The organism is Paucimonas lemoignei, from assembly GCF_004342585.1.
GTDB classification, from domain to species: domain Bacteria; phylum Pseudomonadota; class Gammaproteobacteria; order Burkholderiales; family Burkholderiaceae_D; genus Paucimonas; species Paucimonas lemoignei.
In genome coordinates, this window is record NZ_SLZQ01000005.1 from 223,037 (window position 1) to 236,616 (window position 13,580).

14 protein-coding genes are annotated in these 13,580 nt (G+C 58.3%); 1 reads left to right on the plus strand and 13 read right to left on the minus strand.

The annotated features are described in order from the left end of the window. Nucleotides 1-14: 14 nt before the first annotated feature. The gene (locus EDC30_RS10075; RefSeq protein WP_132258694.1) at nucleotides 15-824 is read right to left on the minus strand and encodes an endonuclease/exonuclease/phosphatase family protein; all 810 of its coding nucleotides are present in this window, start codon (nucleotides 822-824) and stop codon (nucleotides 15-17) included. Further along, nucleotides 821-1,783, minus strand: a complete 963-nt coding sequence (locus tag EDC30_RS10080; RefSeq protein WP_132258695.1) for a LysR family transcriptional regulator — start codon at nucleotides 1,781-1,783, stop codon at nucleotides 821-823. Before EDC30_RS10080 ends, EDC30_RS10075 begins: the two co-directional genes overlap by 4 nt. 161 nt (nucleotides 1,784-1,944) lie before the next feature. Here EDC30_RS10080 and EDC30_RS10085 point away from each other — a divergent pair, with 161 nt between their 5' ends. After that, entirely contained in the window at nucleotides 1,945-2,235 is a 291-nt protein-coding gene (locus EDC30_RS10085) for a hypothetical protein (protein ID WP_132258696.1), read from the plus strand. A 133-nt stretch (nucleotides 2,236-2,368) separates the two neighbouring features. On the opposite strand, the gene EDC30_RS10090 is transcribed toward EDC30_RS10085, so the two are convergent. From EDC30_RS10090 to ubiE, 11 genes are all read right to left on the minus strand, one after another. Next, nucleotides 2,369-3,943, minus strand: a complete 1,575-nt coding sequence (locus EDC30_RS10090; protein ID WP_132258697.1) for an acyl-CoA synthetase — start codon at nucleotides 3,941-3,943, stop codon at nucleotides 2,369-2,371. A gap of 92 nt (nucleotides 3,944-4,035) precedes the next feature. After that, entirely contained in the window at nucleotides 4,036-4,530 is a 495-nt protein-coding gene (gene nudB / locus EDC30_RS10095; RefSeq protein ID WP_207907252.1) for a dihydroneopterin triphosphate diphosphatase, read from the minus strand. A gap of 114 nt (nucleotides 4,531-4,644) precedes the next feature. After that, nucleotides 4,645-6,450, minus strand: coding sequence for an aspartate--tRNA ligase (gene aspS, locus EDC30_RS10100; RefSeq protein ID WP_132258699.1), 1,806 nt, complete (start codon nucleotides 6,448-6,450; stop codon nucleotides 4,645-4,647). Nucleotides 6,451-6,523: 73 nt separating this feature from the next. Beyond that, complete coding sequence (locus EDC30_RS10105; protein ID WP_132258700.1) at nucleotides 6,524-7,156, minus strand: DUF502 domain-containing protein; 633 nt, start codon at nucleotides 7,154-7,156, stop codon at nucleotides 6,524-6,526. A gap of 59 nt (nucleotides 7,157-7,215) precedes the next feature. Beyond that, complete coding sequence (locus tag EDC30_RS10110; protein WP_132258701.1) at nucleotides 7,216-7,491, minus strand: FmdB family zinc ribbon protein; 276 nt, start codon at nucleotides 7,489-7,491, stop codon at nucleotides 7,216-7,218. Between the two features lie 171 nt (nucleotides 7,492-7,662). After that, nucleotides 7,663-9,054, minus strand: coding sequence for a high affinity choline transporter 1 (locus EDC30_RS10115; protein WP_132258702.1), 1,392 nt, complete (start codon nucleotides 9,052-9,054; stop codon nucleotides 7,663-7,665). Between the two features lie 149 nt (nucleotides 9,055-9,203). Next, nucleotides 9,204-9,803 carry a methyltransferase domain-containing protein gene (locus tag EDC30_RS10120; RefSeq protein WP_132258703.1) on the minus strand — a complete coding sequence of 200 codons (600 nt, stop codon included), beginning with the start codon at nucleotides 9,801-9,803 and terminating at the stop codon, nucleotides 9,204-9,206. Nucleotides 9,804-9,821: 18 nt separating this feature from the next. Further along, nucleotides 9,822-11,390, minus strand: coding sequence for a ubiquinone biosynthesis regulatory protein kinase UbiB (gene ubiB, locus EDC30_RS10125; RefSeq protein ID WP_132258704.1), 1,569 nt, complete (start codon nucleotides 11,388-11,390; stop codon nucleotides 9,822-9,824). A gap of 12 nt (nucleotides 11,391-11,402) precedes the next feature. Next, entirely contained in the window at nucleotides 11,403-11,978 is a 576-nt protein-coding gene (locus tag EDC30_RS10130) for a ubiquinone biosynthesis accessory factor UbiJ (protein WP_132258705.1), read from the minus strand. Between the two features lie 117 nt (nucleotides 11,979-12,095). Beyond that, nucleotides 12,096-12,809 carry a Tim44 domain-containing protein gene (locus EDC30_RS10135; protein ID WP_207907253.1) on the minus strand — a complete coding sequence of 238 codons (714 nt, stop codon included), beginning with the start codon at nucleotides 12,807-12,809 and terminating at the stop codon, nucleotides 12,096-12,098. Between the two features lie 27 nt (nucleotides 12,810-12,836). Continuing rightward, the gene (ubiE, locus tag EDC30_RS10140; RefSeq protein WP_132258706.1) at nucleotides 12,837-13,571 is read right to left on the minus strand and encodes a bifunctional demethylmenaquinone methyltransferase/2-methoxy-6-polyprenyl-1,4-benzoquinol methylase UbiE; all 735 of its coding nucleotides are present in this window, start codon (nucleotides 13,569-13,571) and stop codon (nucleotides 12,837-12,839) included. Nucleotides 13,572-13,580 lie beyond the last annotated feature (9 nt).

Sequence of the window (13,580 nt, forward strand, 5' to 3'; positions counted from 1 at the left end):
AAATCCACGTTTGATCACTTGGAATGTTTCAAATGCAATGTTGCCACAATCGGCGCATGATCCGAAAGCTTGGTCCACAGCCCGCCATGCAGTACTTGTGCATTTTCCACGGTAAAGCCGCGCACGTAGATACGGTCAAGCTGGAGAAACGGCATCGCCGCAGGGAACGTGCGTGCAGGTGCCACCTTAGGTCCGCGCCCGGCCATACGCCGCAGGTAAGTGCCGAAGCCGCGCCGCGAAATGGCATCGTCAAATACTTCACAGACGCTCAGTTCCGAACGCAGCGTGTCGCTCAACTGATTGGTCCAGTCATTGAAATCGCCGGCAATGATCACCGGCGCAGTGTCCGGCGCCAGCTCCTTGACGGCGCAGATCAGGGCTTCGGTCTGGCGCTTGCGGCTACGCGCAAACAGGCCGAGATGAATGACGAAGCAGTGTACGTCGACAGGGTCCGCCGCGCGCACGATGCAATGCAGGATGCCGCGTTTTTCAAAGGCATGGTCGGAGACATCCTGATTGCTATAGGAGACGATCGGGAAACGGCTGACCAAGGCATTGCCGTGGTGGCCGTGATCGTACACGGCATTCATGCCATAGGCGACATGAAAGGAATCATCTCCGGCAAGAAAGTCTTGTTGCCCGACTTCCGGCCAGTTGGAAGCGTACTTGGCGGCCAGCAGATCGTGCCGCCCTTGCACTTCCTGTAAAAACAGCATGTCTGTATGCAGGCTGGCGATCGCCTGTTTCAAGGCATGAATGCGTGGCCGGCTGCCAAAGGAAGAGACTCCCTTGTGGATGTTATAGGTAGCAATGCGTAGCTTCATGAGCCCATTATAGTGGCAGGTGCAATCTCGATTCCTTGCTTTTCTTCAGTGCACCAGTGATCGACTTCGGGATTCGTGAAACGTGCCGTCATAAAATCCACGAACACCCGTACCTTGCTGGAAAGCAGGCGCCGGCTTGGATAAACGAGCAAAATCGGTAATCGATCCAAGTGATAGTCAGGCAGGATGCGCACCAGGCGTCCGGATGACAGATCATCCCGTACCGCAAAGGAAGGCAGGATAAAGATGCCCATGTCCGCCAGGGCGAATTCACGCATCAGGTCCGCGCTATTGGTCACCATGCGTCCCGAGATCGGCACGTCGGTAGAGCCGTCCGGCCCTTGCAGCGTCCATTGGTGCCGCACGCTGGGAAAGGGATACGTCAGGCATTGATGCCTGGTGAGGTCTTCCGGCTGCTTCGGCATGCCATGCTTGCGCAGGTAGCCGTTCGATGCCACCAATAAGGTTTGCGACACGCCAAGCTGGCGCGCGATCATGCTTGAGTCAAACTGCTGCAAGTTGCCGAGCAAGATGGCGGCGTCGAACTGTTCCTCGACTAGGTCGACAGACCGGTCAACGAACGAGACATCCAGAACGATCTGCGGGTAAGCCGCCGCGAAATACGGCAGCAGCGGCGACAGTTGCGCGCGCCCAAACGCAGTCGATGAGGAAATGCGCAAGGTGCCGCTGGGCATCCCTGCCATGGATGAAGCGATGGCTTCGGCATCTTCGACATCCTGCAGAATTTGCCGCACGCGCTCCAGGTAAAGCTCGCCGGATTCCGTCAGCGACAGCTTGCGCGTCGTGCGGTTGAGCAGGCGTGTGCCGAGATGCTTTTCCAAATCCGCCACCAGGCGGGTCACTACCGTATCCGAGATATCCAGGGCACGCGCCGCCCGGGCAAAGCTGCCGTGTTCGACAACCCGCACGAATGCCCGCATCGATTGTAATCGGTCCATTTTCAGATTCCTGCTAATTACGCAGCAGTGTATTGCAAGTATTCATATTTTTCAGAACGCGCCGAAGCGATAAAGTTTGCTTCATCGAAGAGCGCAAACAAAAAAGAGTGTGCTCCCCGAGCAGGAAAGCGACTCGCCGCAATCTGGCAACAGTCGCCTTAATGAATCGCGAAACTGAAATCTTTGGAGAAATTGAAATGAAAACTAAAAACCTGATTGCTGCTGCTATCGTCTCTGTCTGCGCTTCGGTTGCGTTTGCTGCCAACACCACGCCACAAGTCGACTTCACCAATACGATGACGCCTTACGAAGTGACCGCGCAAGCTCAAACCAGCTCTGCCGGCTCCGACGCTCAAGCCAAGAATGCGGGCGCCGGTGAGCAGTCGAACCAAGCCGTGAACTTTGCGAATTCGATGCAACCTTGGGAAGTGACTGCCCAAACTAGCAAGTAATAGAAAAGTCGTCAAATAGCTGAGTCGTTATTCAGCTTGTAGGCAACAGCCCTCTATTCCAGAGGGAGCGCGCTCCGCGGCATATACAGCCATCATGCGGAGCGCGTTGCATTTTGTAATTGCACGCTAACAATTACTGTCGCAACTGTTCGCGGATACTCGCCTTCAACACCTTCCCGGCCGCATTGCGCGGCAAGTTTTCCAGCAATAATAATTCACGCGGCAGCTTGTACCGCGCCAGCTTAGTCTCGGCAAAGTTGCGCAATTCTTCCAACGTCACGCTGGCGTTCGACTTCGGCACCACCACCGCGACCACGCGCTCGCCCCATTTCTCGTCGGGCGCGCCGACCACGGCGCATTGCGCCACGGCCGGATATTCATACAACACGCTTTCCACCTCTGCCGGATAAACGTTTTCGCCGCCAGTGATGATGACATCGCGAATCCGGTCGCACAGGTATAAAAATCCTTCGTCGTCGACATAACCGACATCGCCTGTGCGAAACCACCCCTCTTCATCGAAAGCCGCGGCGCTGGCCGCAGGATTATTCCAATACCCTTTCATGACATTACTGCTGCGTACGCATATCTCGCCTTTGGCATGCGCCTGGGTAATACGCTGCCCGGCACCATCCTTCAGGCAGATATCCGTCAGCATCCCCGGCGTGCCGCACGATCCCAGCTTGTCGGCCGCCCTGCCGGAATGCAGAAAACTGATCGTCGCCGACGTCTCGGTCATGCCATATCCCTGGTGCAGCGGAATGCTGCGCGCTTGATAGACTCGCAAGAGCGGCTCGGGCATCGGCGCGCCGCCCACCGACATCAGGCGCAGCGATGATAAATCGGCGCTCTCGAAATCCGGATGCTGGCTCATGAACAAGAGCATGGCCGGCACGGCGAACGTCAAGCTCACACGATAACGTGCGATGGCGTTCAATACCGCGCCCGCATCGAAGCCGCGCAACAAGATCACGTGGCCGCCAGCCAGCAGCGTCGGCAGCGTCACCGTCAACATGCCGCCGACATGAAACAAGGGCACGAATCCCAGCGTGACATCATCCGACGTCAAATCCTTGGTCAGCAAGACATTCAGATTCTGCGACCAGAAATTGTGATGGGTGAGCATCGCCCCTTTGGGATGACCCGTCGTGCCGGAGGTGTACATCAATGCCGCCACGTCTTCCGGCTCTGTCTTGACCTGCGCTGGAATGCTGCCGCAGTCAACCATCAGTGCCAGCGCAGATGGCCAGCCCTCGGCATCGCGGGAAGCACTGAGAAAACGGCTGCACGAAATGTCGCGACGCACGCCATCGATGATGCCCTGATGCTCAGGCCCCGCAAGCAACAGATGCAAGCCGGCGTCATTGATGATGAAGGCCAGCTCCGGTCCCGTGAGGCGAAAATTGAGCGGCACGAATATGGCACCGAGACGCGCGGTAGCAAACTGGCACACCAAGAACATGGGGTCGTCGAATCCAAGGTAACCGACACGGTCGCCCTGCTTGACGCCTTGCGCGGCCAGCACGGCGGAAAGCCGCTCGATGCGGTCCCACAATTCGCCATAGGTCCAGGTCACGTCATCGCAAGTCAGGGCCGGTCTATGCGCGGCACGCAAGGTACGGCGGCGCAGCCAGTCTGCGAGACCAAGTATGGAGGAAAATCCGCCCGCCAATGCGCCGCTCACTGCCAGGTTCCTTCGTGCGGACATGGCTTTCCATAACGACCTGATTCAAGCTTGGCCATCCTGTACATTCCCTGCATTCTTATTTCATCAGCCTTGTTCAGTGGCATGCGGATATCTCAGTCATGCAGATGGCGCGGCAACTGCAGGATCGCCTCCGCATTCGATGGCGAAAAGCAGCGATCCGCGGCTTCGCGATAAGGCAGCCAGACATGATCGACATGCTCGCGCGGACTGAGCGTGACGGCAATACCGCGCGGCACCAGCAAGCCAAACACATGCTCGGTGTTTTTCACCACGCCCGGCGCATAGCGGTGCCGCCAGACCGGATAGATTTCATAAATATTGGATAGCCGCCAATCGCGCAAGTGATGCGACGGTACGGCATCCGGATTTTCCGCCCAAGGCATGCCCTCTTCTGCAACGCCGATCCCGGTTTCCTCGAACACTTCGCGCACCGCCGTTTGCCGCAGCGGTTCATCTTCGCGATCTTTCGATCCCGTCACCGATTGCCAATACCCGGCCTTATCAGCTCGTTCAATCAGCAAGACGTCAAGATCGGCGGTGTGAATCACCACCAATACCGATTCCGGAATCTTGTAGGGCTTATCCATGCGCAGTCAGTCACGAAAAAATAAAAAGGCGCGGAACTTCCGCGCCTTTATTATCGGGCAAAACACACAAGCCATTGACAACGGCTTGACGCAGCCTCGCCATGCACGGCGATGTTACGACTTGATCGCCGGCTCCGCCGCGCGCAGACGGATATGCAGCTCGCGCAATTGCTTTTCGTCGACCGGCGACGGCGCATGCGTGAGCAAGTCCTGCGCGCGCTGGGTTTTCGGGAAAGCGATTACGTCGCGGATCGATTCGGCGCCGGCCATCATGGTGACGAGACGATCCAGGCCGAATGCCAGGCCGCCATGCGGCGGCGCGCCGTACTGCAGGGCATCGAGCAGGAAGCCGAACTTGAGCTGCGCTTCCTCGGCATCGATCTTCAGCGCGCGGAACACCTTGCTCTGGACATCGGCACGGTGGATACGGATCGAACCGCCACCCAGTTCCCAGCCATTCAATACCATGTCGTACGCCTTGGCGATGGCCTTGGCCGGATTGGTTTCGAGGAAGTCTTCGTGGCCATCCTTGGGCGAGGTGAACGGATGATGCAGAGCGACATAGCGCTGGTTTTCCTCGTCGTACTCGAACATCGGGAAGTCCACCACCCACAATGGTCTCCAGGCATCCTCGAACAGGCCACCCTTCTTGCCGAATTCGCTGTGGCCGATCTTCACGCGCAGCGCGCCGATGGCGTCGTTGACCACCTTGGCCTTGTCGGCGCCAAAGAAGATCAGGTCGCCATCCTCGGCGCCGGTCAGCTCCAGCACCTTGGCAATCGCAGCGTCATGGATGTTTTTCACGATCGGCGACTGCAAGCCATCGCGGCCCTTGGCCTTTTCATTGACCTTGATGTAAGCCAGGCCCTTGGCGCCATAGATGCCGACGAATTCGGTGTAGGCATCGATTTCCGAACGCGGCATGGCAGCGCCACCCGGCACGCGCAAGCCGACCACGCGGCCGCCTTCCATGTTGGCGGCGCCCGAGAATACCTTGAAGTCGACATCCTTCATCACGTCGGTCAGTTCGGTGAACTGGAGCTTGACGCGCATGTCCGGCTTGTCGGAACCGTACAGGCCCATGGCAGTGGCGAAATCCATCACCGGGAACGGGTTCGGCAGGTCGATATCCAGCACATTCTTGAACACGCCGCGGATCATGCCTTCGAACATGTCGCGAATTTCCTGCTCGTTCATGAACGAGGTTTCGCAGTCGATCTGGGTGAATTCCGGCTGACGGTCGGCGCGCAGATCTTCGTCGCGGAAGCACTTGGTGATCTGGTAATAGCGGTCGAAGTTAGCGACCATCAGCAATTGCTTGAACAATTGCGGCGATTGCGGCAGCGCGAAGAAGTTGCCCGCGTTGACGCGCGACGGCACCAGGTAGTCGCGCGCGCCTTCCGGCGTCGACTTGGTCAACATCGGCGTTTCGATGTCGATAAAACCGTTCGCATCCAGGAACTTGCGCACTTCCATCGTCGTCTTGTAGCGCAGCATCAGGTTGCGCTGCATTTGCGGACGGCGCAGGTCCAGCACGCGATGCGTCAGGCGAGTGGTTTCCGACAGGTTGTCGTCGTCGAGCTGGAACGGCGGCGTCACCGACGGATTCAACACTTCCAGTTCCTGCGCCAGCACTTCGATGTTGCCGGACTTCAGGTTGGCATTGGTGGTGCCTTCCGGACGATTGCGCACCAGGCCGGTCACGCGCAGGCAGAATTCATTGCGCACGCTTTCGGCAGTCTTGAACACGTCGGCGCAGTCCGGGTCGCAGACGATCTGCACCAGGCCTTCACGGTCGCGCAAATCGATGAAGATCACGCCGCCGTGGTCGCGCCGGCGATGTACCCAGCCGCACAGGCTGACGGTTTGGCCGAGCTGCGCTTCAGTAGTAAGGCCGCAGTATTGGGTTCGCATAGACATATCGGTTTCCGGTTTTAAATTATGGTTTCGGGTTCGGTTAATCAGGTTGCATCGGCTCTGCGCAGCGCGCACATTACATGCCGACTTTAGGCACTTCCGTTGAGGCTTTCTTGTCAGTGACTTCCGGCGCCACTACACCCATCGAGACAATGTATTTGAGTGCGGCATCGACGGTCATATCGAGCTCGACAGTCTCGGATTTGTGCATCATCAAGAAGAAGCCGGATGTCGGATTAGGCGTCGTCGGCACATACACGCTGATGTAATCGCCTTGCAAATGATTGGCGACATCGCCGCCCGGCGCGCCTGTCAAGAAGGCAATCGTCCATGAGCCCTGGCGCGGATACTGTACCAGCACGGCCTTGCGGAAGGCATTTCCGGAAGAAGAAAACAGCGTATCGGAGACTTGCTTGACGCTCGAATAGATCGAATTGACCACGGGGATGCGAGTGAGCAGCGCTTCCCACAGCGCCACCACGCGCCTGCCGATGAAGTTGTGCGCCGCCAGTCCGGTGAAAAAGACGATCAGCAGCGTCAGGATCACGCCCATGCCGGGCAGCGTAAATTTCAGGAAGACTTCCGGACGCCATTGCGTCGGCAGAAGCAACAGGGTTTGATCCATGGTGCTGATGATCAGGTTCAGCACCCACAGCGTAATCGCCAGGGGGACTAGGATCAGCAGACCGGTAATAAAGTATTTGCGCATGTTTCCATTCCAACATAGGCAGCTCGCGCTACCCATGTGATTTGCCGTAGAAAGGGCAGTTAGGTGCCGGTCGACGCTGTCGTATCCGACGCCGCAGTCGATGTGCCACTATCCGACTCGGCCGACTTGGTTGCCGGCGCCGAGGTGGAGCCGCCGCCACGGAAATCGGTGACATACCACCCGGTTCCCTTCAGTTGGAAGCCGGCTGCTGTCAATTGCTTCTTGAAAGATGGTTTATTGCAGGACGGGCAATCCGTCAACGGCGCGTCCGACACTTTTTGCAAAACATCCTTGGCGAATCCACAATCCTGGCAGCGATAGGCATAAATTGGCATGTTAATCCCCGCTAAAAATCATACAAAACCCTGAATTATAAAGGTTTTCCGCATGATTTTTAAGGCGTGCAGGCAAAGCCCGATGGATTGCATTTTTGCCAATCGGCGCGCACCAAATCCGGAGCTGCCGAAGGTCAGCCGGCCGGCTGCGATGCCGGCCAGGAAAACTACTCAATGGACGCTCAGCCCTTCGACCGGCTGTGCCATCTCGTGGCGATTCTTCAAGGCTTGCGGCATCAACGAACCGATAACCATGCCGGCGAACGCGGCAATCAATCCGGCAAGCTGGCCCGGGAAGCGCTCGCCCAGCGTGGTGATTTGCGGGAAGAACAGGATCCAGACACCGATACCGGCGCCAATCGACACGACGGCGCCCTGGGTGGTGGCGCGCTTCCAGTACAGCCCCATCACGAGCGGCACGAAGGCGCCCACCAGGGTCACCTGATATGCCGAGGAAACCAGGTCATAGATTGCCGTACCGTTCATGGCAATCGCATAAGCCAGCACCAGGGCGGCAAACACGACGATCGAGGCACGCATGGCGAACAGCTGCTCCTTGTCCGTCATCTCCGGGCGCAGGTTCTTGAGGATGTTTTCCACGAAGCTGGTGGATGGCGCCAGTAGCGTGGCCGAAGATGTGCTCTTGATCGCCGACAGCAATGCGCCAAAGAACAGAATCTGCATTACCAGAGGCATCTTGGTCATGATGAAAGTCGGTAGCAGGCGCTGGTAATCGCTCTTGGCCAATTCCATGGCCTCGTTACCCATGACGACTACGGCGGCAGCGACGATAAACATCGGCACGAAGGCAAACAGGATATAACTGGCGCCGCCGACGATCGCGCCGGTGCGGGCAGTCGGCGCATCCTTGGCGGACATCACGCGCTGGAACACGTCCTGCTGCGGAATGCTGCCCAACATCATGGTCAGCGCCGCACCGATGAAAAAGGCGATATCGGTAAAGGTAGGCGGCGGCAAGAAATTCCCCAGGTTGGCGTGGGACACCATATCCATCACCTTGCCAGAACCGCCGGCCAGGTCGGCGGAAAAGAAGGCAATGATGGACAAGCCGATCACCAGCACGATCATCTGGATGAAATCGGTCCAGGCCACCGCCAGGAAACCGCCGATCACCACATAGATCAGCACGGCCAGGGTGCCGACGATCATGCCAGTCGTTTCGGACATGGCGCCGTTGGTCAACACGGTAAATACCAGGCCCAGCGCCGTGATCTGCGCCGCCACCCAACCCAGGTAACTCAGGATGATCGCTGCCGAGCAAAACACTTCCACGCCCTTGCCATAGCGCTGACGGTAGAAATCGCCAATGGTCAGCAAATTTTGTTTATATAGCTTGGCAGCGAAGAACATGCCGACCAGGATCAGGCAGGTGCCGGCGCCGAACCAGGTAGCGAACGTCGTCGTCACCACCATGATCAGCGGCAGGCTGCGGCCGGCAACGGCGAAATCGCTGGTGTTCTGGATGCGGCTACCTGCCCAGACGCCGATCGCGAGGGTGCCCAGCAAATACAAGACCACAAAGGTGATTAACGTGTAGTTCATATGAGACACTCCGATCAGGCGCTCCGCGTGAAAATTCCGCGATTATAAAGAAGATTGATTGCCAAGTAGCATTTCTTTATAAGAAAGATGGAGGCATCATCGTGAACTCCGTTTTTCAGGAAACGGCGTTGTACTTATGCCACGCGAAATTACGGCAAACGGCGCCACACCTGCCAGCGCTCTTTTCCGGCAAAGAGCGGCAGCGAATCGCTGACTGGCTGGTCATCTACGCGCTCGAACCATGGCGCCAGCAATCCTTCGAGCTCGCCGGACGACGCGCCAAACGGCGGGCCCTTGGGAGCCGTATCAAAATAGAAGAATCCCGCCAACAATCCGCCTGCGGGCAGCACGCTCGCCCACCGCTGCACGACATCCGGCCAGCTCGCGCGCGGCAAGGCACACAGAAACGCGCGCTCGTAGATCAGCTCGACCGGCTTGTCGGGCACAAAGGAAAAGAAATCGGCTTGCCTGACGCGCTTGCCCCACGGACCAAGCCTGGCCTGGGCAGCCGCCACGGCAGTCGGGGCAAAATCGATCGCGACCACATCCCAGCCCGCCTCGGACAGATAAGCGACTTCATAGCCGGTGCCGCAGCCGGGAATAAAAGTCGCATACGGATGCGGAGCTTGCGCAACGAACTGACGCAAGGCGGCAGGAATGCCGCCGAGATCCCAGGGAGTAAAGTGCGCACTGAAGCGTTCGCTCCAGAATTCAGGTGTCGACGGATCGCGGCTATGAAATTCCGACATGGGCAAAATTGAAACGGCTTAGTGCAAGGCACTGCCCCAGCGCCAATAAAGCTGCATCAGCGCGATCCCGGCCACCAGCCCGCCGGAAAAGTAAATCACCATGCTCAGCAACAGGTTGGTACGCCGCTGTTCCACCAGCAGCGCTTTCAGCAACACCTTGTCGTCATCGTTATATGAAGCCTTGAGCAAGGCCTGGTGCGCCAGGCGCGGCAACTGCGGCAAGAGCTTGCTGTAATGCGGCGCTTCGACCTTGAGCCGTTCGACCAGGCCGCGCCAGCCGATCTGGCTATCCATCCAGCGCTCCAGGTAGGGCTTGGCGGTCTTCCACAAATCGAGGTCCGGATCGAGCTGACGTCCCAGGCCTTCGATATTCAGGAGCGTCTTTTGCAGCAATACCAGTTGCGGCTGCACTTCGACATTGAAGCGGCGCGAGGTCTGGAACAGCCTGAGCAATACCTGGCCAAACGAAATGTCTTTCAGCGGCCGGTCAAAGATCGGTTCGCAGCAGGCGCGCACAGCGGCTTCCAATTCATCGACGCGGGTTTCGGCCGGCGCCCAGCCCGATTCGATATGCGCCTGTGCCACGCGCTTGTAATCGCGGCGGAAGAAAGCCAGGAAGTTTTGCGACAGATAATCCTTGTCGAAATCGTTCAGCGTGCCGACGATGCCGAAATCCAGCGCGATATAGCGTCCCAGGGTCGCCGGATCGGTGGACACCAGGATATTCCCCGGATGCATGTCGGCATGGAAGAAGCCATCGCGGAACACCTGCGTAAAGAAAATTTCGACGCCATCGCGCGAGAGCTTCTTCAAATCGACGCCGGCGGCAACCAGGCGTTCGGTTTGCGAAATAGGAATCCCTGTCATGCGCTCCATGACGATCACATTGCTGGAGCAGTAATCCCAGATCATTTCCGGCACCAGCAAGAGCTGCGAATCGGCGAAATTGCGGCGCAGCTGGCTGGCGTTGGCGGCTTCACGCATCAAATCCAGTTCGTCGTGCAGGTATTTGTCGAACTCGGCCACCACTTCGCGCGGCTTCAGGCGCTTGCCATCGGCCCACAGGCGCTCGACCAGGCCGGCGCCGATATACATCAGGCCGATGTCTTCGGTGATCGACTTGCGCATGTTGGGGCGCAAGACCTTGACGGCGACTTCGCGCCCATCCTTCAAGGTCGCAAAGTGCACTTGCGCGATTGAGGCCGAAGCCACCGGCACGCGGTCGAACGAGGCAAACAAGAGTTCAGGCGGGGCGCCCAGCGAGCGTGTGATTTCCGCGACCGCAAGCTCGGGATCGAAAGGCGGCACGCGGTCCTGCAGCAGCGCCAGTTCAGCCGCCACGTCGGGCGGCAGCAAGTCGCGTCGGGTCGATAGCACCTGTCCAAATTTCACGAAAATCGGCCCCAGCTCTTCCAGAGCCTTGCGCAGCCTGACGCCGCGCGGCGCGGAAATATCTCGCCAAAAGAACAGGAGCGAAAAAAACGCCGCCGTACGCCGTACGCGCAAGGTCGACATGGCAATATGGTCCAGGCCGTAACGGAACGCGACCCGGGAAATCTTCAATACCCGCAACAATTTCATCAACATGGAAAGCTCATCTTATTGGTCTAGTTTGCGCACACGCTTTTCCAGACGTTCTATGTCATCGCGCAGCTTGCTCACCTCGCGGCCAAAATCCGCGATCGTCGCGGGCCGCAGCAGCATGGGATTTTCTTCAAGAAAATACTCGGCGATATTCTCCTCCAGCGCCCGCCGTTGCGCGTTGGCGGTCTCCGTTATCGACTTCGCAGAAGTGACGATACGACGTGCCGCGATGTCGCCGACGACGCGGCTCAAATCTTCTTCGGCTTCCCATTTCAGCGACTGACTCACCTGGGCAATGGCATTGGCAAAATCGGCGTCGCCCTCGATCCGGACATAGGACACTGCCCGGTCACGGTTTTGCATAATCAAGGGCAAGTCGGCCAGCTTCACGCGCAACATCACTTGCGGCATGACGTCGGCGCCCGCTGCCTTTAACAAGCCATCATTCGTGACTTGCCAGTTAACGCTAATCACCCCGGCATCGAGCCTGGCAACCTTGCCTGCATGGGGCATCAATTTGGCGCGCGCCCATGCTTCCTGCGCCAGCAGATGGTTAATGGGAGCAAGCGGAATGGAAAGTAAGGAAGTCATCATTTGAAAAATCAAAGCCGTCCCCGGCTCACGATGGACGGCTTGCAGTGTACCAGCTTCATCCTACCCGACTGCGACATCCTTGGCGGTAGAGACAGGCATAGCCGGCAGCCATGATCAATACTGTTCAATGCCGGCGACGATCCAGCTGCGATGGCCGTCAAGCGGCTTGGAAAGCTGCCAGACTTCGGAAAACGGTGCCTCCGGCGCATCGATATCTTCGCGGATCACACCGGAAAATTTGACCTTGGCGACGTAATACTCGTCCACTGTTTCCACACTGTGCAATTCCGCGCCCAGGGTCACCACTTCCGTCACGTTGGGCACGCCGCCGCGATCCTTGAGCTGGCGGCAAAATTCCGCAAACAATTCGCGCGTGGTAAACCGCCGGATATCCTGGAGATCCGCCTGATCCCAGGCGGCTTGCAGACGGATGAAGGCAGCCTTGGACTTGCGCAAGAACCGGGGCACATCGAAGTCGGCCGGCACGCTCCACGGCGCCACGACGGTATCGGTCCTGGGGCCGTCCGTATTCGCGGCGAGGGTGCGCACAGGCCTGTCGCGCCGCTGCGCGGGCATGATCGTATCGAAGCCGGAGTCGTAGGTATTCTCGAAGACCGGCGGCTCGCCTCTGCCGGCGGCACGGCGCCAGAGCACGATCGCCAGCCCCAGCAACAGCACCAGCCCCGCCAATACCACGATCATCAGTGGCGGATGATGCCGCAATGCCTCCCACAGACCTTCCGACTCATGCGGCAGGGACGATTCGGCATGCAGGGAAGAAGCTCCGAGAGCGGCGACAACCAGCACGGCATTCAGGCACTTCTTCATGCTTCCTCCCACAAAGTGGATCGAGGTCTACAGCTTGACCCCGGTATGCAGGGCCGCGACACCGGCCGTCAGGTTGAAATAGTTAACGTTATCCAGGCCGGCTTCCTGCATCATGGCTTTCAGGGTTTCCTGGTCGGGATGCATGCGGATCGATTCCGCCAGATAGCGGTAGCTGTCGGCATCGTTGGCGATGCGCTTGCCCAGCCATGGCAGGACTGAAAAGGAATACACGTCATACGGCTTTTGCAGCGGTTCCCAGACCTTGGAAAATTCCAGCACCAACAGCTTGCCGCCCGGCTTCAGGACACGGCGCATTTCGTTCAGCGCGACATCCTTGTGCGTCATGTTGCGCAGACCAAAGGCCACGCTGACGCGATCGAAATAATTGTCGGGGAATGGCAGCTTTTCGGCATCGCACAGCGCCACCGGCGTGATCTGTCCCTTGTTCAGCAGACGATCGCGACCGACGCGCAGCATCGATTCGTTAATGTCGGTCAGCCACACCTCGCCCGAGGGACCGGCTTGTTTGGCAAAAGCCTTGGCCAGGTCGCCGGTGCCGCCGGCGATATCCAGCACCTTGAAGCCGGGACGCACGCCGGCCTGGGCGATGGTGAAGGTTTTCCAGAGGCGATGCAGGCCGCCCGACATCAAATCGTTCATGACATCGTACTTGGCGGCGACGGAATGGAACACTTCCGCGACCTTGTGGACTTTTTCTTCTTCGGGAACGGTCTGGTAACCGAAATGGGTGCTATTGGTCATGGCAAGAAT